The following is a 19,205-nucleotide window of genomic DNA, read 5'->3' on the forward strand; positions in this document are numbered from 1 at the left end:
ACCGGTATAGGGACACCCCCGGCGGGCGTATTACCCCCCGAATGGGCACCCCCCCCGCGCCCCGAGCACCACCCGCGGGGCCCCGGGCGCCTGGTGTTCGGGCCCACCGAGGACCGGGTCGACCGACGCCGCACGCGGCCCGTCGGGCCGCTCGTACGCGCACGTGTCCCCGTCGAGGTGGTTCCGGCCCCCGCCCGGATACCGCTCGCCGAGCGCGGGCGCGCGGGACCGGCGCAGCCCTCGGGTACGGCCCCGCCGCCTACAGCTCGCGCACCGGATCGCCCGCCAGGAACGCGGTGACGTCCTCGACCGCGTCGGTGTAGGCGAGGGTGTAGTTGCCCTGGGTGGTGTAGCCGATGTGTGGCGTGAGGACGGTATTGGGGGCGGCCAGGATCGGGTCGTCGGCGGGGATCGGCTCCACCGGGTAGACGTCCAGGGCGGCACCGGCGATCCGGCCCTCGTGCAACGCGGCGAGCAGGGCGGGGCCGTCCACGATCGGCGCCCGCGAGGTGTTGACCAGGTAGGCGGTGGGGCGCATCAGGGCCAGCTCGGGCGCGCCCACCAGCGAGGTGGTGCGCTCGCTGTGCCGCACGTGGATCGAGACGAAGTCGGCCTCGCGGAACAACACTTCCTTGTCGACCGCGGTGACGCCGACCGCCGCGGCCTGCTCGGCGGTGAGGTTTTGGCTCCAGGCCAGCACCCGCATCCCGAACGCCGCACCGATCGTGGCCACCCGGGTGCCCAGCCTGCCGAGACCGATCAGGCCCAGGGTGGATCCGGCGAGGTCCAGACCGACGCCGTGTTGCCAGCCGCCGGCGCGCAGGTTGGCGTCCTCCGCGCCGGTACGCCGGGCCAGTTCGAGGATCAGCGCCCAGGTCAGCTCGGCGGCCGGATGCGACTGCATGCGGGTGCCGCACACCGTGACGCCGCACGCCCGGGCCGCCGCGATGTCGATCGCGGCGTTGTTCATACCCGTGGTGATCAGCAGCCGGAGCGCGGGCAGTCGGGCGAGCAGGTCGGCCGGGAACGGGGTGCGTTCGCGCATCGCGATCACCGCGTCGAACGGCGCCAGTCGCTCGACCAGTGCCTCGATGTCGCGCACGTGGTCGGGAAAGAACGCGACCTCGGTGTCCGCCGGCAACTTCCGCCAGCAGTCGAGTGCGGCGCCCGGCCCCTGATAGTCGTCGATGACCGCGATCCGAAACACGTGTGAGCCCCCGAATCCGGCGATCGCCGGAGTGCGGATCACCCGGTCGGACCGTGGGTCGACCCTACCGGGCGATCGGGCCGGCGCGGCCGACTCGGCGTTGATCCGCGCCGCGTCGACCCGGCGCGGATCAACCCAGCGCGGCCAGGCCCTTTTGCAGGTCGTCGAGGTTCATCACCGGCTTGAAGGTGACCTTGGCGCCGAGTTCGAAGAACGGCTCGGCGATGCTCGGCAGTTGCGACGAGTCCTGCATGTCGAACACGAGCACGCAGGTCCGGTCGCCCTCGAAGGCGGTGAAGTAGGCGGCCTCGGGATGGACATGCTCGACGACGCCCTTGATGATCGTCGGCAACGACCCGTCCTTGATCGCCTTGTTGCCGGCCTCGGTATCCATACGTGCCTGGAGGAGCATGCGCATCGATCTCACCTGATCCCGGTACGGACCGCGCTCGGCGCTCGCCTGGGGCACTCGTGGGGACCCGGTCGCGTACCCTTCCAGCGTCCTCCCGGGCACCGACCCGTGCAAACGCCGCGAAACAGGGTCCGGGCACCGCTCCCCGACCCGGGTATACGGGGGATAGTCGGGTATGCGAAGGATATGAGTGCCCGACATCGCGCTCCGGCCAGGCGCCCGCCCGGCAGCGAGGCGGCCCATCCGCGCAGCGACCTCGCCGCGCGCCGAGTGATGTCCACCATCGCGCTGCCGTTCTTCGTGATCGGCTGTGCACTGTGCGCGTTGGCGGCCACCGCGGATGTCACGCACGGCGTACGCACGCTGTGGATCGTGGCCGCGATCGTGTGCGCGGCGACCGCCGTGATCGCCTGGATCGATCTCCGGGTCATCGCCCGCCGGATGCGCGCCGAGCGCACCGGATCCTCGCGCGCCCGCTGAGCCGCGGGTTGTGGTCGGCGGGCGCGTGGCGGGTCAGCGGGCGAGCGACACCGGCTGCGCGGATTCGGCGGCGGTCGGTTCGCGGTGTGCGGTCTCCTCGGTATGGCCGACCCGCCAGTAGCCCATGAAGGCGATCGAGCGGTGGTCCATGCCGCGCTCGTCCTTGAGATGCCGGCGCAGCGCCCGCACCCGACTCGCCTCACCGGCCAGCCAGGCATAGCCGCGCTCGACCGGCACGTGGGCGTCCCGGATCGCGTCCAGCAGCCGGTTCTCCGCGAACGGCGCGTCGCCGCGATGCACCCAGTCGACCCGCACCCCGGGCGGCGCCGCCAGGTGTTGGCGGTCCGCGGCCGAGCCCACCTCGACGAAGACGTGTCCGCGGGCGTCGGCGGGCAGCGACTCGACGATGGACCCGATCGCGGGCAGCGCCGCATGGTCGCCGGCCAACAACAGTCGGCGGCCCGCCGGCGGCTCGAAGCTGTAGCCGCCGTTGCGCTCGGCGGTCGGCCCGAGCAGTTCGATGGCATCGCCGGTACGCGCCGCGCGGGCCCAGCGGCAGGCGGGGCCGCCGGGCGTGTGCAGCGCGAAGTCGATGTCGATCTCGACCGGGTCGGACCGGTGTGCGCGCACGGTGTAGGTGCGCTGGTAGGGCCGATCCGCCTCGGGGATCGAGGTCCAGGCTTCGCGCCAGCTCAGGTCGGTCCGGGTGATCCGGGACGCCGGCCGACCTTCGCGCGGGACGAAGAGCTTGACCCGTTGATCGGGGCCGCCCGGGACGAAGTCCGCCAGCCTCGGGCCGGTGAGGGTGATCCGGGTGGCATTGCGGGTGATCGGCGTGTTCCGGACCACGGTGAGTCGGAAGGGCCGGTAGAGCTGCGCGCGGCGTTCACGTTCGGTGGAGATTGGAGCTCGCCCTCTCGGACACGGTCGACCTCGGCCGACCCGAGACGATGTCGAAGTTAGGTTAACCTAACCCAACGCTCGCCGTGCGCACCGTCGACGCGCCGGTAGCGACCCGAACAGCCCTGGGGTGGACCGGATTTGGCCGGTAAGTATGCCTACCCTAAGTTGTCTCGGGTCCGGGCCGAGAATCCGGATCGACGCTCCGGGTCGATGGTCCGGTTCGCCGTGCCCGGGTCGACGTGTCCGAGAGGGACCGATCACGCATGCGGCTGTACCTGCTCGCGCTCAATCCCACCGATTCGGTGACCGAGGGATTCCTCCCCGCCGCCGGCCGCCTCGGGCTCGACGTCACCCTGCTCGCCGCCCCCGCCCACGCGGGAGCCCACCGCGAACTGTGCGCCGCGCTCCCCCGGGTCGAGGTGCTGGACTGTGACGTACGCGACTTCCGCGCGGTGATCGATCGCGTCGGCGCCGCGGATCGGCCGGACGCGGTGTTCACCAACAGCGACCACCTCCAAGTGCAAGCGGCCCTCGCGGCGCATTGGTTCGGCCTGCCCGGCAAGGACTGGACGGCCGCGCTGCGGGCCAAGAACAAGGCACAGACCCGCCGCCGGCTCGCCGATACCGGCGCGGACACCGTGTGGGCCGCCGAACTGGCGCCCGAGCAGCGGGCGACGGACCTGCTCGCCCTCGCACCGCCGTATCCGTGCGTGCTCAAACCGCGCGAGGGGGTCGCGGGCGAGGACGTGGTGCTGGTCGCCGACGACACCGAACTCCTGGCACGTTGCGCCGAGATCCGGTCCCGCCGACCGGCGGCCGCGCTGCTCGTCGAGGAATACCTGCCGGGCGAGTTGTACACCCTGGAGACCCTCGGCGACCGGCACGGCGTGCGGGTGGTGGGCGGCTTCCACACCCGGATCTCGCCGCCGCCGTACTTCATCGAGACGCGCCTGGACCTGGTGCCCGACCCGCCGCCCGCGATCACCGCCGCGGTGCTCGCCCAACTCGACGCGCTCGGCGTGGGATTCGGGGCCTGTCACACGGAATTCGTGGTCCAGGACGGGCGGCCGCGACTCATCGAGGTCAACTACCGTGCGATCGGCGACCGGTGCGACCTGCTGCTCGCGGACGTGCTCGGCATCCCGCTGTTCGAGCAGATCCTGGGCGTGCATCTCGGGGTCGACCTGCCCGCCGACCCGGGCGCCCGGTCGGGGCGGCATGCCCGGCTCGACTACCCGTGCGCCGACCGGGCCGGGGTGCTCACCGGTGCCCCCGGGCACGAGGACGCGGTCCTGGACGGCGGCGTCCGGATCGACTACCACCCGTTGCGCACGATCGGCGAACGGCACGAACTGCACCATTCCAACCGGGACTATCTCGGGGTGCTGCGTACCGTCGGAGCCGATCGGGCCGCCGTGCACCGCGCGGCCGAGGCGTTCCTGACCGGCCGGCAGTGGAGCATCACGCCGTGACCCGGCACGCCGACGACCCGCCCATATCCCGGGTCCACCGCATCCCCTCACCCCCGCCGGCCACCCGGTTCGAGGACGAACTGCTGTGTCGGGTGCTGGACACCGTGCTGCGCGAGGACGTACTGGGCCTGCGGAGCACGGCGGTACCGCTGTCCCGACCGGACGGCACCTGGTTGCGGTTGACCGTGCCGGGCGGCACGCACGCGTGGTTGTTGCCGGTCCGGGTCGACGGGTTCCAATGCGAGTACGCGGCCCGGACGCCGCTCCTGGTGGGCGAACACGACGGCACCCGGGTGACCGACACCGACCACCTGCTCGCGGTATTGCGCGAGGCCGCCGATCCGCAGGACCGGTCCGGCTTCGCCGACTTCGCCGAGGAGTGCCGGCAGGCGGCCCGCGCGGGCGGGTTGCTCGCGCGCACCGGTTCCGCCGTGCGGGCCGGGCTCGCCGATCGGCACGGCCCCGACCCGAGCACGTGGACCGGCCTGGGCGCGGGTCCGGCACTGGACACGCTGGCGGCGCACGTGGACCATCCACTCTACCCGACCGCACGGGCCCGTTCCGGGTTGCCCGCCGCGGCGCTGCGTCGATACGCGCCCGAGCACCATCCGAGCCTGCGGCTGCGCTGGGCGCTGCTGCCGCACGAGGCGACCACCCGCACCGGGACGCTGCCGGACTGGTGGCCGACCGCCGCGGAACTCGGCCGACCCGACCTGATGGGCGATCATCTCGCGCTGCCCGTGCACCCGTTGACGTTCGACCGACTCCCGGCGCCGGCCGTGCGGACCGACCGGGAGCACCTGGACGTGCGGCCGACCCTGTCGATGCGTACCGTCGCGGTGCGGCACGACCCCGCCGTGCATCTCAAGCTCCCGCTGCCGATCGCCACCCTCGGGCTGCGCAATCGGCGCACGATCAAGCCCGGCACGCTGGTCGACGGCGCCGCCGGGCAGCGCCTCCTGGGCGAGGTACTGAACCGGGAACCGCGGTTCCGGGAACGGGTGTTGCTCGCCGACGAGCAGACCCACCTGCACGCCGGGCACGAGCTGCTGGCCGCTTTGGTGCGCCGCCATCCGCCCGGCCTGGAGGACGCCCTCGTCCTGCCGCTCGCCGCGCTGCTCGCGAGGGGGCCGGACGGTGTACGGGTGCTGGACCGGGTCGCGGACCGCTTCCATGGCGGTGACCGGTTCGCGCTGCTCGACGCCTACCTCACGCTGCTCCTGGACTGGCAGACCACCCTGTACCGGTACGGGATCGCGCTCGAATCACATCCGCAGAACGTCTCCCTGGTGTTCGCCCGGGACAGTCCGGTCCGCCTGCTGTTCAAGGACAACGACGGCCCCAGGGTGTATCCGGCCCGCTGTCCGCTGCCGCACGACGGGTTCGACGACCCGCGCACCTACAGCACGGACGAGGGCGCGCTCGCCGACGTGTTCGTCACGATCACCGTGCATCTGTGCGCCGGCGCCATCGCCTTCGCCCTGCCGGCGCCGGAACGCGACCGGCTGCTGCACCTGGTGCACGACCGGCTGGACGAGTTCGCGGAACCGGAATTGCGCCGCCGGGTGCTGCTCGGGGACCGACTGCCGGTCAAGGCGATGATCACCGCCGGCACCCTGCTCAGCAAGCAGCGCTCGGGCGCGGCGGACATCAACAAGCACTACACGACCGGCCCGAACTACCTGCACCGGCACGCGAGACGCGGCTAGCACGCCGACACGCCCGCCACCGACCCCTGGCCTGCACCCCCGCACGCCCCGCCGCCCCTCGAACCGCTGGAGTCGCCCATGCCGCTCTCGTCGGCCGCATCCCGAACCGTCTCCGCCGTCCCACCCGCACCACCCTCGGCCGACGACGTCGTCGCGCACACCCTGCTCAACTGTCTGCACCGGGAGGTGTGCGGCCCGGCGGGACACAGCTTCGTGGAGCCCGGCGACGCCGGCCATCTCCGGCTGCACCTGGTTCGTTCGGGTACCTGGCTGCGCGTGCGGTTGCGGCGCACCTCGCTGCTGGGCGACCACCGGTTCATCGGCCCGGTGGCCGAACTGCGCGGCTCCGCCTGGCGGGTGCTGACCTGGTCCGAGCTGGCCCGGCGCATCCACACCGAACTGGGTCGACAAACCGGCGTGGACAACGACGAGTTCCTCGGCCAGGTGGCGTCCAGCCGAGCCGGCGTGGCCGCAGGGCTGGCCCGACCCGTCGTCCGGCCCGCCTCGCGCTACCTGGAGTCGGAACAGGCCCTGCTGTTCGGGCACCGCTTCCATCCCACGCCCAAGGCACGCGGGGCCGACCGGGCGACGTGGCCGGCCTACGCGCCCGAGGCCCGGGCCACGTTCCGCCTGCGGCACCTGGCGGTGCGCAGCGAACTGATCGCCCAGGAGCGGCTCGCCGCCGCCGACACCGCGGTCCTGGATCGACTCGGCCCGGTCCCGGCCGGATACACCCTGCTGCCCGCACACCCGTGGCAGTTCGACCTGCTCGCCGAACACCCCCGTCTGCGCGCCGCATTGGCCGCGGGCGACATACTCGACCTGGGCCCGGGCGGCGCCCCGTTCGCCGCCACCGCGTCGGTGCGCACCCTCGCCGGCGCGGGCATGTTCCTCAAGTTCGGTCTGAATGTGCGGATCACCAACTGCGTGCGCCGCAACGCGGCCTACGAGTTGTCCGGGGCGGTCGCACTGACCCGTGCGCTGGCCCCGATCCTGGCTCGATCGGCGGCACGCCACCCGGACTTCGCGATGCTCGGCGAGCCCGCATATCGCAGTGTGTCGGCGGCGGTGGCGCCCGACCTGCTCGAAGGGTTCGGGGTGATCGTCCGGGACGGCCTGGACACGCGGCTGCGGCCGGGCCACACGGCGCTGTTGGCCGCCGCGGTGGCCGCCGAATACGCCACCGGGTCCGCCCACGTGTCCCGGCTGCCGCCCGGCACCGGACCGGACGCGGCGCTGCGCTGGTGGGACGACTACCTGCGGTTGTTGGTCCCGCCGGTGCTGGCCGCCTACTTCGCGCACGGCGTGGTGTTGGAGCCGCACCTGCAGAACGTGCTGCTCGCGGTCGACGCCGCGGGCCGGCCCCGCCAGGTGCTGATCCGGGACATGGAGGGCACCAAGCTGCTGCCCGGACCGCACGCCGCCACCCTGGCCGCGCTGCCGCCCTCGGTCGCCGAACCCATGACCTACACCGCCCGGCGCGGCTGGGACCGGGTGGCCTACTGCCTGCTGGTCAACAACGTCGCCGAGATGCTCGCCGCGCTGACCGACCTGCATCCGCGGTTGGAGGCCCGGCTGTGGGCGCGGGTACGCGCGGTGCTGGCGCGTTGTTCGGCCGAGCACGGCGAACCACCGCCGCTGCGGGCGCTGCTGGCCGGCGCCCCGCTGCCCGCCAAGGGCAACCTGCTGGCCCGCTGGGAACGGCGGGCCGACCGCGAGGCGCGGTACCTGCGGATCCCCTCACCACTGGCCGCGTCGATCCCCGACGGGGTCCGCCGCACACCCGCCCGGAGCACACGATGATCACCCCCGCCGTACGGACCCGGGTGACGCACCTGGCCACCGCCGAACTCCCCGCCTACATCCACGACCTCGGCGCGCTGCGGGCGCACGTGGCGGCCGTGCGCGCCGCGCTGCCCGCCCGGGTCGAGTTGTACTACGCGGTCAAGGCCAATCCCGCACCGGAGATCCTGGCAGCGCTCGCCGCCGAGGTGAGCGGCTACGAGGTCTCCTCGGGCGGCGAACTCGCGCATGTGCTCGCCCGGCAGCCCGCCGTGCCGGTGGCCTTCGGCGGCCCCGGCAAGACGGTGGACGAGCTGATCGCCGCGCTGCGCGCGGGAGTCGGGCGCTTCCATGTGGAGAGCCGCCACGAGCTGCACCAACTCGTCGCACTGGCCGCCCGGTTCCGGCCCGAGCGCGACGTCGACGTGCTGCTGCGGGTCAACCTGCCGCTCGGGCCGGACCTGCTCCGGGGCGCGGCCCTGACCATGGGCGGCGGCTCCGGCCCGTTCGGCATGGATCCGGCCGAGGTCGAGGACTGTCTGCGGCTGCTCGCCGGGCCGGACGCGGGTCGGGCGCGCCTTCGCGGCATCCACACGCATCCGGCCAGCGGCCTGGACGCGGACACCGCGCTCACCGTCGCCGAACGCGTCCTGACCTGGACGCGGGACGTCGCGGCACGCCACCGGATCGCGCTGTCCGAGGTGAACATCGGCGGCGGAATGGCGGTCGACTACGCGGATCCGGCCGCCCGCTTCGACTGGACCCGCTTCGGCGCCGGCCTGGCGCGCCTGGTCGCCGACCACCCCGACCTCACCGTGCGGATCGAGCCGGGTCGGGCGCTGACCGCGTACTGCGGTTGGTACGCCACCGAGGTGCTGGACCTCAAGCACAGTCACGGCCGCACGTTCGCCGTCCTGCGCGGCGGGACCCACCACCTGCGCACCCCCGCGGCCAAGGGCCACGACCAACCGTGCACGATCGTGCCGAGCACGATCCCCTGGCCCTATCCGTGGCCGCGCCCGGAGGTGCACGACACCGAACTCACCCTGACCGGCCAACTCTGCACCCCCAAGGACGTGTTCGCCCGCCACCGCCCGGTCGCCCGGCTTCGCGTCGGCGACCGCGTGGTCTTCGCCCTGACCGGCGCCTACGCCTGGAACATCTCCCACCACGATTTCCTGATGCACCCGCACCCGACCTTCCACTACCTGTGATCGCCGCCGGAAGCGGCGGCGAACTCGTAGGCTCGATACATGCTTTTATGGATCAACGGCCCCTTCGGCGTCGGCAAATCCCAGACCGCACACGAGTTGTCCCGGCGGTTGCCCGGCAGTGTGATCTGCGATCCGGAGGAGGTCGGCTACGGCCTGCACCGGATGTTGCCGCCGGCGCTGCGCGGCGACTTCAAGGATCTGGTCGCCTGGCGACAGGGCGTGTTCGAGGTACTGGATCTGGTGCTGACCGGACGAGGGCGATCCGGCCCGGTGATCGCGCCGATGACGATGATCGAGCCGGACCACTTCCGCGAGACGATCGAACGTCTGCGGGAACGCGGGCACGACGTACGGCACTTCACGCTGTTCGCCGAGCGGGAGACGATCCTGCGGCGGCTGAACGAACGCGGCCTCGGGCAGGCGATCCGGATGGTACTCGGCAAGGAAGCGCCGCCGCGTCGGGAGAGCTTCGCGGTCTCCCGACTCGATGTGTGCCTGGAGAAACTGGCGGCCCCGGAGTTCGCCGAGCACATCGACACCGAGCGCATCGACGTCGCCGGGGCGGCCGAGCGGATCGCCGCCTCGGTCGGGCTGACCCTGGCCCCGAACACCGACGGCCCGCTGCGCGGCCGGCTGCGCCGGGCCGGGGTCGGCATCCGACAGATCCGAATCTTCTGACCCGGGTCGGAAGGCGGTAAAGGCCCGCCGGGCGCCGGTCAGTCCTGCGCCGGCAGCAGGGCGGCGAGTGGGAAGGTTGTGGTGTCCTGGGGTGGGCGGGACAGGTGCAGGGCGGTGTGGAAGTAGCCGGCGCTCTCCTTGCCGCGGGGATCCTCGGCCTCGGCGAGCACCGCCTCGACGGCGTAGCGCTGTTCCTGCTCGCCGGTGAAGCGGCGCTGCGGGAAGGTGCGCGGGCCGACCTTCTCGGTGACCAGGCCGAGCGCGCTCAGGCCGTCGGCGATGGCCTGGTAGGACCCCGTGCGCAGGACGAACGCGGCCACCCACACGGGTTCCGCGGCGTCGGTCAGGAACGGTCGGAAGGACCGCGGGGACAGGAAGCTGGCGCCGCCGGTGACGGTGATCAGCCGGGTCGATCGGGTGGCGGCGAGCAGGGCCGACGAGGGCGGTGCCACCTCCAGGTTCTCGGCGAACCCCGCGTCGAGGAGGCCGACCGCCCGGGCGTAGGACACCGCGTTCGCGGCCACGTCGAGACCGACCACGCGCACCGCGTCCGCCCGGCGCCGGGCCGCGTACCAGGCCCGGTCGGCCTCGATCAGCTCGGCGGTGTCCAGCGCGGCGATGGACGCGGACCCGTACCGGTCGTAGAGGTCGGCCAGCGTCACGTCGTGATTGAGCAGCGCCGCGTTGATCCCGTACGAACAGCAGATGTCGAGCACGGTGCCCGGCCCCGGGCTGCCGTTGCCGTTGCCGGTCCAGGTCGTGAGCATGTGGCGGAAGATCCGCTGGGCGTGATGCGGCGTCTGGTACTCGAACGATCCGAGCGCCCGGAAGAAGGCCCGTGGGTCCGGCCGGTCGTAGATGTCGTCGAACCGGGTCATCGCCCGGCCGTCGACCTGCGCCGACTCGCCTTCGCGTTCCGTATCCTCGGTCCCGGACACCGCGGCCTCCTCTTCCTTCTCCTGCCGACACGCTGCCCGGCGGCCACCGGCGGCAACCCCTCGACCGGAGCGGCCCCGGCCGGCCGAGGCCCGAGCGCACGGGTGCCCCGTGGTTGGTGCCGGCCGCCGCCTGCCCGTTCGGCGCGCCGCCCGGATGGCACTCGGGCGCGACCGCCGCACCGAGTGAACACGACGTCCTCCTAGACCACCGGCCCGCGCAGCGTCGGCGGGGCGGTGATCCGTCCGGTGGCCGCGGCCCGGGCGGAGCCGCGGCCCGGATGCACGCCGTGCAGGCGGAGTTGGAACATCGCGTCGAAGCGGGCGTCCCCGTCGGCGAGGTCGATCGCGCCCACCTCGGACAACCGGCGCAGTCGATAACGGAACGTGTTCGGGTGCACGTGCACGGCCGCCGCCGCCGCGGTGACGTCGCCGAAGGTGTCCAGCCACGCGGCGAGGGTCTCGGTGAGGTGCGTGTCGTGTTCGGCGTCGTAGGCGCGCAGCCGGGTGACCGGTCCGGCCGGCGCGTCGTCGGTGGCGGCGACCCGGTCGGCGACGTCGACCAGCAGCGAGGACACGTACACGTCGCACAACCGGGCCACCCGCAACGACGAGCGGCCCGAACGCAGCACCCGCAGCGCGCGGTCCGCGTCGGCGCGGGAGGAGGGCAGGTCCACCTCGCGGGCGGCCACCCGGCCGATGCCCACGACCGCGTCGATCCGGCCGCCGATCCGGGCCAGGAACTCCTCGGCGAGCCGGACCGCCCGAGCGTCCGACTCGGTGGGCAGGATCGCGTAGGTGAAGCCGCCCAGTCGGGCGGTGGCGGTACGCGGATGGACCGCCGCCAGGTGCAGGGCCAGCGCGTCGACGATCCGGTGTTCCTCGGCGCTGCGCTCCGCCGGTGCCGAGTCGCCGACCACGGCGAGGGCGAGGACACACGCGGGCTGATGGGCCAGGCCCAGTCGGCCGGCCGCGTCCACCGCCGCCGGGCCGCCTTCGAGCACGGTGGCGAGCAGATCGGTACGCAGTCGGCGTTCCACGTCCGCGCCGGCCCGGCGGCGCAGCAGGTGCAGCGCGACCACCTTGGCCGCCTCGGTCAGCGAGCGGGCCAACTCCTCGGACAGCGGCTCGTGCACCACGACCCAGATCGAGCCCAGGATCTCGTCCCCGGCCCGGACCGCGATGGCCACCCTGGGCAGGTCGGAGACGCCGGCCAGATAGAGCGGTCCCTCGCTGCGGTACAGCGCGTGGAAGGCGCCGCGCTCCTCCAGGATGCGCAACATCTCCGCGGGCACCTGGCGGTCCAGGATGGTGGCGATCCGGGGTTCGTCCGCCTCGTCCTGGCGGCTGGAGAAGGCCAGCACCCGGCCGCTGCGGTCCTCCACGGTGACCGGTCCGTCCAGCAGCGCGGCGATCGCGTTGACCAGCGCGAACAGGTCGCCGGCCGGTGCGCCGTCGAGGGTTTCGCCACTTTGCGCGGTGCCCACCTCGTCCACCGCGAGCAGGGCCCGCAGCATGGTGGTGACCTGCGACCAGGACGCACCGGGGGTGAGCGCCAGGATCACCATGCCGGTGCTCGCGACGGCCGCCTCGATCTCGGCGTCCACCACGATCGGGCCGCGCACCACGATGGCCGGTGCACCCAGCCCGGCGGCGCGGTGCACCAGGGCGGCGATCGCGGCGGATCCGTAGACGGCGACGCCCAGGACCACCGCACCCGGCAGGTGCGCGGGTTCGTCGTGCGGATCGTGGATGAGCACGCCGGTGACCTCGCGGTCGGGATCCGGCGTGCCGGCCGCCACCGCGAACAGGGTCGAGCCGAGGTCGTCGATGATGCGCCCGAGGACCGCGCGCGGACTCGTGGTCATCGGCTGCCCACCGGGGTGTGCGTGGGAATGCTGCCCCCTGGGTGTATTCGCCGGCTGCTCGGCACGTTCATGACACGGGGTTCCAATCCGTCGACACAGGTCCCCCGTCGAGCCTGTCCGGCCCAGGGGCCGCCCATGTCCTCGATGGCCGGCCCGTGGGCGGAGTCTAAACGATCTTGAGTCGGATATGCGGGGGTGAAACCGTCTCACTCCGCACGATGTCGACTCTTACGGTCGATACCCGTCCGGTCCGCGATCGAGCACGTACCGCCCGTCCCGGCCGAAGCCGCGCACCTGCCGACCCTGGCTCATCAGCTCACCCAGCACCTCGCGCACCGCCAGCCGCCACCCCCGCGCCGCCGACGGGTGGGCCCGCCGCAGCGCCTCGATGTCCCGAGGTACCGCGACCAGCACCACGTCCCCGTCGGTGCGGCCCCGGATCGGCCGCCCGTCGGGGCCCGCGTCCAGGCCGATGACCACCTCTCCGGCCAGGTCCTCGGTGTCGACCGGTTGCGCCACCCCGGCACAGGCCAGCGCGACCCGGTCGGCGGTCAGGTCCCAGCGGGCCAACAGCCGGTCGGAGAAGTCGTCCCCGTTGATGGCGTCGGACATCGGCCCGTAGAAGTCGGCCAGGTACTCGGCCGGGAGGGCGCCGAGCTTGGCCAGGTTGAAGTAGGCGTTGCGGCCGACCAGGGGGTCGAAGGTCCAGGTGACCCGGGTGATGGCGCGCTCCAGGCACCAGGCGCGCTGGTAGACCTTGAGCGCGTAGCCCACGTCGCGTCCGCGCGAGCGTTCGTCGACGCCGGCGATGTGCGAGTGCAAGCCCTCGGTGGAGAGCAGGCCCACACACGCGCCGATCAGCCGGTCGCCCTCGTAGGTGCCCACCACGTAGCCGCCCGAGTGGGCGACCACGGTCATCAGTTCGGGGCTGATCATCGGGTTGGTCGGCTCGGGCTGCCAGACGTGTTGGAACAACTCGCACGCGTCGGCCATCTCGCCCAGGGTGTGCAGCTCACGGATCTCGATCCGGGCCAGGCGAGCCGCGCGGTCGGCCGCCTCGACCGCGCGCTCGCGAAGTGCACCGGAATCGGGCTCGGGTTCGCGGTCGGCGCGGTGCAGGTCGCCGCCGGTACGCGCTCCCGCCGGTGTCGGCGTCATCGGGCCGTTGCCTCCGTCTCCGCTTCGGTCGCGGGCGCGACCGCCGCCCGCTCGGGCAGCGGCTCGCCGATCGTGGGTACACCGGACAACAGGGCCCGGGTGTAGTCGTGTTCCGGGTTCTCCAACACCTGTGCGGCCGGGCCGCACTCGACCAGGACGCCCCGGTCCATCACCGCGATCCGGTCCGCCAGATAGCGCACCACGGCCAGGTTGTGCGAGATGAACAACATCGCGAAGCCGAGCTCGCGTTGCAGGTCGCGGATCAGGTTGAGCACCGCGCCCTGTACCGAGACGTCCAGTGCGGAGGTGACCTCGTCGGCGACCAGCACGGCGGGCCGGGCGGCCAGCGCGCGGGCCAGCGCGACCCGTTGGCGCTGGCCGCCGGAGAGCGCGTGCGGCAGGCGGGTGCTGACACCCGGGTCGATGCCGACCAGGTCGAGGTAGCGGGCCACCTCGGTCGCCCGGGTCGCCCGGTCGGCGCGCGGCAGCGCCTCGGCGACCGAACCGCCGATGGTCAGCCGCGGGTTCAGCGACGCGAACGGGTCCTGGAAGACCAGTTGGATCGGCCGACGCCCGGGCTTGCGGCCCTGGTCGACGCCGTCCACCAGGACCTGTCCCGAGTCGATCGAGACCAGCCCGACCGCGGCCCGGCCCAGCGTGGACTTGCCCGATCCGGAACCGCCGACCAGGCCGACCACGCTGCCCGCGGGCACGTCCAGGGAGACGTCGTCCACGGCGGTCGAGGCGTTGCGACCCCGTCCGTAGCGCACGGTGATGTTGCGCAGTTCGAGCGAGCCGGACGTGGTGCTTCCGGCGGGGCCCGAGGCGGCTTCGGCGGCGGAGGGATCCGCCGTGCTCACGGCTTTCATCGTGCCTCCTCCAGTTCGTGTGTGGCGGTGGTGATCGGGTCCCAGCACGCGACGCGTCGGCCCGGGCGGATCTGCTCCAGCACCGGCTCCTCGGTGCGGCAACGGTCGGTGGCGCGGGCGCAGCGGGGCGCGAACGGGCAGCCGATGCTCTGCTCGCCGGGCTCGGGCGGGCGGCCGGGGATGGTCGCCAGCGGGGTGTCCCGGTCGGTGGTCATGCTGGGCACCGCGCCGATCAGCGCGGCCGAGTACGGGTGGGCGACGCCGTCGGCGAGGTCTCCGACCGGGAGTTCCTCCACGATCCGGCCCGCGTACATGACCACGACGCGGTCGCACACCTGGGAGACGACGGCGATGTCGTGCGAGATGAGCAGCAGCGCGGCACCGGATTCGGTGCGCACGTCCCGGAGCAGGGCCAACACCTGGGCCTGGACGGTCACGTCCAGGGCGGTGGTGGGCTCGTCGGCGATGATCAGGCGGGGTTCGCCCATCAGGCCCATGGCGATCATCACGCGCTGGCGCATGCCGCCGGAGAACTCGTGCGGGCGCTTGCGGACCCGCAGTTCGGGGTTGATGATGCCGACCGCGCCCAGCCGGGAGACGGCGCGGGAGACGGCCGCCGCGCGTCCGGCGTTGTGGTGCACCTCGGCCACTTCGGCGAGTTGCCGGCCGACGGTGAGTGCGGGGTTGAGCGAGGCCATCGGGTCCTGGAAGACCATGGCCATCGAAGTGCCCTTGGGCGCCTGCTTGTTCAGGTCCCGGTCGCCGAAGCGCATGGTCCGGGAGCTGACCCGGCCGGGGTGCGGGACGAGTCCGGCCGCGGCGAGCGCGGTCAGGCTCTTGCCCGAGCCGGATTCGCCGACGATGCCCACCGCTTCGCCCTCGTCGACGGTCAGGCACACGTCGTGCACCGCGGTGTGGCCGGGGAAGCGGACCTGGAGGTGGTCGATGTGCAGCAGGCCGGACGCGCTCTCCTCGGCGGGCGTCATGGCGCTCGTTTCGGCCGTCGCGATCTCGGGCTGCGGCGCGGTGCGACCGGCGTTCGCCTTGGCGACGACCTCGCCGATCAGGCCGAAGGTGATGCCGGTGAGCACGATCGCGGCACCGGGGCCGACCGCCGACATCGGGTCGACCATGACCCGGTCGAGTTGTTCGTTGAGCAGGCGTCCCCAGTCGTAGTCGGGCGGTTGCACGCCCAGCCCGAGGAAGGACAGGCCGGAGAAGGCGACCAGGATGCCGGCGGCGGTGGTGGAGACGAACAGCGCGACGGGTTCGGCGATGTTGGGCAGGATGTGCCGCACGATGATCCGGAAGCGGTTGACGCCCAGGATCCGGGCCGCGGCCACGTAGTCGGTGCCGGCGATGGAGGCGGTCAGGTTCTGCACGAGTCGGGCGGTGCTGGGTGCCGCGCCCAGGCCGATGGCGAAGGCGGCGGAGAAGGTGCCGACGCCGAAGATGACGGCGAGGAAGAGCACGAACAGCAGGCCGGGGAAGGCGACGAGCAGGTTGACCGTCGCGGTGATCAGGCGACCGGCGCGGCGGCCGAGGACCGCCGGCAGCACGCCCAGGACCAGGCCGCCGACGACCGCGATGAGCGTGGCGAACAGGGTGAGTTCCAGCGTGAGCCGGGTCGCCACCACCACCCGGGCGGCGATGTCGCGACCGAGCGCGTCGGTACCGAACAGGTGCTCGGTGCCGCTGTGTCGGCCGATCGCGTCGGTGTCGATGCGGTCGGCCGTGTCGCCGAGCAACATCGGTCCGAAGATCGCGGTCAGGACGATGATCGTGCTCGCGGCGGCCGCGGCGATCCCCAGGGGGGTGCGCAGGGCGAGGCGGAGTCTTGGGGTCTGGGACATCGTCAGCTCCCGCGAATCGTGGACTGGGGATCGGCGGCGGCGACGGCGAGGTCGACCATGAAGTTGATCGTGAGGGCGGTGGCTCCGTAGACCAGGACGATGCCCTGGACGAGCGGATAGTCCTTCTGCAGGATCGCCTGGACGATGGTCATGCCCAGGCCGGGCCAGGCGAAGACGTTCTCGATCAGCACGGTGCCCGCCAGCAGGCCGCTGAGCAGCAGGCCGCCGAGGGTGAGCGAGGAGGTCAGCAGGTTGGGCAACGCGTGCCGCAGGTAGACCAGTCGGCCCGGCAGGCGCTTGGCCCGGGCGGTGCGCATGTAGTCGGTCTCGAACACGCGCAGCGCCTCGACCCGAACGATTCGCGACAGTGCGGCGATCGGGGTGACGGCGAGGGCGAGCACGGGCAGTACGTAGGAGTCGGGGCCTTCGCGCAGCGCCACCGGGAACCAGCCGAGGGAGACGCCGAACACCGAGGCGAGGCCGACGGCGAGGAGGAATTCCGGGATGGCCACGATCGCCCCGGTCGAGGAGGCGAAGGCCAGTTCACCGCGCCGGCGCCGACCGTTGCGGGTCCACACGGCCATCGCCATGCCCAGCGGGACGGCCACCAGCATCACCAGGACGAACGCGTAGATCGCGATCTCCATGGTGGCCGGCAGTCGGTCGCCGATCATCTGGGACACCGGGACCCGGGCGGTGATCGATTCGCCCAGATCGCCGTGGAAGAGCCCACTCAGGAAGTGCCGGTACTGGGAGATCAGCGATTCGTCCAGGCCCAGTTGTTCCTTGCGGGCGGCGACCGCCTCGGGCGTGGCGTTGAGCCCCAGGGCACCGCGGACCGGGTCGCCGGGGACGAAGTGGATCATCGCGAAGGCTGCGGTGATCAGAGCGGCGAGCGAGACCAACAGGCGCCCGGTGCGGCGCACCAGGAAGGAGGCCCAGGGGCCGAGCCGGAAGTCGATCACCCGGCCGCCGATAGCTGCGGTGCTCATCGGCCACCGACCTTGTGCAAAGTGGTGGGAATCGGGCCACTACCGTCGACTTGGAAGGTAAAGCCCCGGGTAAAGAACAGGGTCATCGAGTCCATAAAGGTCACCACATCGACACGTTTGATCAACTCGGACTCCGCTGCCGTCCATTCTGGGCAGCCGGAGGTGTCGGGCTTGGCCATCGCAAGGGCCATGAGCCGCTTGTACTCGGGGTTGTCGAGCGACCCGAAGTTCAGGCCCTCGGGCGGCGGAGGACCGCCCAGGAACGGCACGGCCTGGTCGGGCGTGGTCACCGAGAACGGCGCCCACGCGACCTCCCACGCGCCGCTGAACAGGACGGTGGCGTTGGTCGAGGGGGTGGTCGGTCGAAGGCTGACCTTGACCCCGAAGTCGGTCCACTGTTGGGCCATCAACTCGACCGCGGCGACGATCTGGGTTCCGTAGGTGTTGCCGGGATTGACCAGCGAGACCGACAGTTGCCTGCCGTCCTTGCTCCAGTGGCCGCCGACCTTCTTCCAGCCGGCCGCGCGCAACGTCTCGGCGGCCCTGGCCCGGTCGTACGGGGGAATGTTGCCGGTGATCGCGTCCTCCGTACACGGCGGGCCCATCGTGACGCCCAGCCGCAGCGGCGCCACACCCTTGCCGCCGGTGGCCACCGCGCCGATCTGCTTGAGGTTCAGCGCCGAGATCAGCGCCAGCCGCACCTGCGGATCGGCGGTGACTCGACCGGCGGCCTCGTTGAAGGTCAACATCCCGAGCGGGTCCCGCGTTTCCTGATACTTCACCCCGGCCGCGAGCAGGCGGGAACGGTCGCTGCCCGAGACGGGCGTGATGTCGAGTTGGCCGCCGAGCAGGAGATTGGCCCTGGTGGACTCGTTGCCGATGACCTTGAAGACCACCCGCTCCGGCGTGTGATCGTTGCCGATGCCGTCCGGCCCCCAGGCGTAGCCGGGCCGTTTGGTGAAGGTGAAGTGATCGCCCGCGGCCACCTCGGTCAGTCGATACGGGCCGGTGCCGTCGGAGGCGTGGTCGAGCCCCTGCGACGCACGCAGCCCGGTGGGGCACACCAGGGGCAACATCGCCGAGCCGCGGACCAGGAAGGGGCTGGGGTTCGTGGCCTTCAGGGTCAGGGTGTTGGTCGCGTCGTCGGCGGTGGCGACCACGCCGGGGGGCACCATCAGGCCGTTCAGGGGGGACTTGTTCGCCGGGTCGACGATGTACGCGTACTGGGCCGCGATGTCGGACGCGGTCAGTGCGACACCGTTGTCGCACTTCACGTCACGCCTGATCGTGAAGGTCGCCGAGGTCGCGTCGGTGGTCCACTTCTCCGCGACGCTGGGGACGATCCGCCCGTCCACCGGGTCGACCTTGATCAACGAGTCGTAGGTGAAGCGGTTCATCGTCACCGCGGACGAGGTCAGCGTGGTCAGCGGGTTCATGTTGCCGGGGTCGCCCGGGATCGCGATGGTGACCGTGTCGGCACCGCCGGCACCGCTGTCGGTGGCGGCCCCTCCGCAGCCGGCGACGAGCAGACCCAGTGCGAACACGGTGGCGGCGGCGCGCGGGGGGCATCTCATCGCTCGCCTCCGGGGGGACACTCGGCGACCTGCGGCCCGTTGCCGGTGCCCGATTCGCCGGCCGTGACCCGAGGGAGCGCGCGGGTCATGTGCAGGAAG

General features: G+C 72.4%; 16 protein-coding genes. 6 read left to right on the top strand and 10 right to left on the bottom strand.

The genetic code is table 11. The features are described from left to right. Nucleotides 1-259: 259 nt before the first annotated feature. Together ACFXMF_RS38110 and ACFXMF_RS38115 are read right to left on the bottom strand one after the other, a co-directional pair. Nucleotides 260-1,249, bottom strand: coding sequence for a D-2-hydroxyacid dehydrogenase family protein (locus ACFXMF_RS38110; RefSeq protein ID WP_360321372.1), 990 nt, complete (start codon nucleotides 1,247-1,249; stop codon nucleotides 260-262). Nucleotides 1,250-1,337: 88 nt separating this feature from the next. After that, a complete protein-coding gene (locus ACFXMF_RS38115) occupies nucleotides 1,338-1,625 on the bottom strand; it encodes a hypothetical protein (protein WP_360321369.1) in 288 nt (95 codons plus the stop codon). Between the two features lie 180 nt (nucleotides 1,626-1,805). On the opposite strand from ACFXMF_RS38115, the gene ACFXMF_RS38120 reads away from it, so the two are divergent. After that, nucleotides 1,806-2,099, top strand: coding sequence for a hypothetical protein (locus ACFXMF_RS38120; protein WP_360321366.1), 294 nt, complete (start codon nucleotides 1,806-1,808; stop codon nucleotides 2,097-2,099). Between the two features lie 33 nt (nucleotides 2,100-2,132). Here the strand turns inward: ACFXMF_RS38120 and ACFXMF_RS38125 are convergent, their stop codons facing one another. Next, complete coding sequence (locus ACFXMF_RS38125) at nucleotides 2,133-2,948, bottom strand: siderophore-interacting protein (protein ID WP_360321363.1); 816 nt, start codon at nucleotides 2,946-2,948, stop codon at nucleotides 2,133-2,135. Between the two features lie 317 nt (nucleotides 2,949-3,265). On the opposite strand from ACFXMF_RS38125, the gene ACFXMF_RS38130 reads away from it, so the two are divergent. The 5 genes from ACFXMF_RS38130 to ACFXMF_RS38150 all read left to right on the top strand — a co-directional run bounded on the left by ACFXMF_RS38130 (nucleotide 3,266) and on the right by ACFXMF_RS38150 (nucleotide 9,857). Beyond that, nucleotides 3,266-4,474: an ATP-grasp domain-containing protein gene (locus tag ACFXMF_RS38130; protein ID WP_379990063.1), complete on the top strand. Its 1,209-nt coding sequence runs from the start codon at nucleotides 3,266-3,268 to the stop codon at nucleotides 4,472-4,474. Continuing rightward, complete coding sequence (locus ACFXMF_RS38135) at nucleotides 4,471-6,183, top strand: IucA/IucC family protein (protein WP_379990062.1); 1,713 nt, start codon at nucleotides 4,471-4,473, stop codon at nucleotides 6,181-6,183. The genes ACFXMF_RS38130 and ACFXMF_RS38135 overlap by 4 nt, the downstream gene beginning before the upstream one ends. A gap of 78 nt (nucleotides 6,184-6,261) precedes the next feature. Then, nucleotides 6,262-7,986: an IucA/IucC family protein gene (locus ACFXMF_RS38140; protein WP_360321357.1), complete on the top strand. Its 1,725-nt coding sequence runs from the start codon at nucleotides 6,262-6,264 to the stop codon at nucleotides 7,984-7,986. Then, complete coding sequence (locus ACFXMF_RS38145) at nucleotides 7,983-9,179, top strand: type III PLP-dependent enzyme (RefSeq protein ID WP_360321354.1); 1,197 nt, start codon at nucleotides 7,983-7,985, stop codon at nucleotides 9,177-9,179. Before ACFXMF_RS38140 ends, ACFXMF_RS38145 begins: the two co-directional genes overlap by 4 nt. 39 nt (nucleotides 9,180-9,218) lie before the next feature. Beyond that, entirely contained in the window at nucleotides 9,219-9,857 is a 639-nt protein-coding gene (locus tag ACFXMF_RS38150; RefSeq protein WP_360321351.1) for an AAA family ATPase, read from the top strand. A 38-nt stretch (nucleotides 9,858-9,895) separates the two neighbouring features. On the opposite strand, the gene ACFXMF_RS38155 is transcribed toward ACFXMF_RS38150, so the two are convergent. From ACFXMF_RS38155 to ACFXMF_RS38185, 7 genes are all read right to left on the bottom strand, one after another. Continuing rightward, nucleotides 9,896-10,795 (bottom strand): hypothetical protein, encoded by a 900-nt coding sequence (locus ACFXMF_RS38155; protein WP_379990061.1) that lies wholly within the window; start codon nucleotides 10,793-10,795, stop codon nucleotides 9,896-9,898. A 200-nt stretch (nucleotides 10,796-10,995) separates the two neighbouring features. Then, nucleotides 10,996-12,660 (bottom strand): helix-turn-helix domain-containing protein, encoded by a 1,665-nt coding sequence (locus ACFXMF_RS38160; protein WP_360321345.1) that lies wholly within the window; start codon nucleotides 12,658-12,660, stop codon nucleotides 10,996-10,998. Nucleotides 12,661-12,888: 228 nt separating this feature from the next. After that, nucleotides 12,889-13,818, bottom strand: a complete 930-nt coding sequence (locus tag ACFXMF_RS38165) for a GNAT family N-acetyltransferase (protein ID WP_360321342.1) — start codon at nucleotides 13,816-13,818, stop codon at nucleotides 12,889-12,891. After that, nucleotides 13,815-14,687 carry an ABC transporter ATP-binding protein gene (locus ACFXMF_RS38170; RefSeq protein ID WP_379990060.1) on the bottom strand — a complete coding sequence of 291 codons (873 nt, stop codon included), beginning with the start codon at nucleotides 14,685-14,687 and terminating at the stop codon, nucleotides 13,815-13,817. Before ACFXMF_RS38170 ends, ACFXMF_RS38165 begins: the two co-directional genes overlap by 4 nt. Then, complete coding sequence (locus tag ACFXMF_RS38175) at nucleotides 14,684-16,540, bottom strand: dipeptide/oligopeptide/nickel ABC transporter permease/ATP-binding protein (RefSeq protein WP_379990059.1); 1,857 nt, start codon at nucleotides 16,538-16,540, stop codon at nucleotides 14,684-14,686. Before ACFXMF_RS38175 ends, ACFXMF_RS38170 begins: the two co-directional genes overlap by 4 nt. A gap of 2 nt (nucleotides 16,541-16,542) precedes the next feature. Then, nucleotides 16,543-17,532, bottom strand: a complete 990-nt coding sequence (locus ACFXMF_RS38180) for an ABC transporter permease (protein ID WP_360321333.1) — start codon at nucleotides 17,530-17,532, stop codon at nucleotides 16,543-16,545. Continuing rightward, entirely contained in the window at nucleotides 17,529-19,106 is a 1,578-nt protein-coding gene (locus tag ACFXMF_RS38185; RefSeq protein WP_379990058.1) for an ABC transporter substrate-binding protein, read from the bottom strand. Before ACFXMF_RS38185 ends, ACFXMF_RS38180 begins: the two co-directional genes overlap by 4 nt. Nucleotides 19,107-19,205: the final 99 nt, after the last annotated feature.

It is taken from the genome of Embleya sp. NPDC059213, from assembly GCF_042754445.1.
Taxonomy (GTDB): Bacteria; Actinomycetota; Actinomycetes; order Streptomycetales; family Streptomycetaceae; genus Embleya.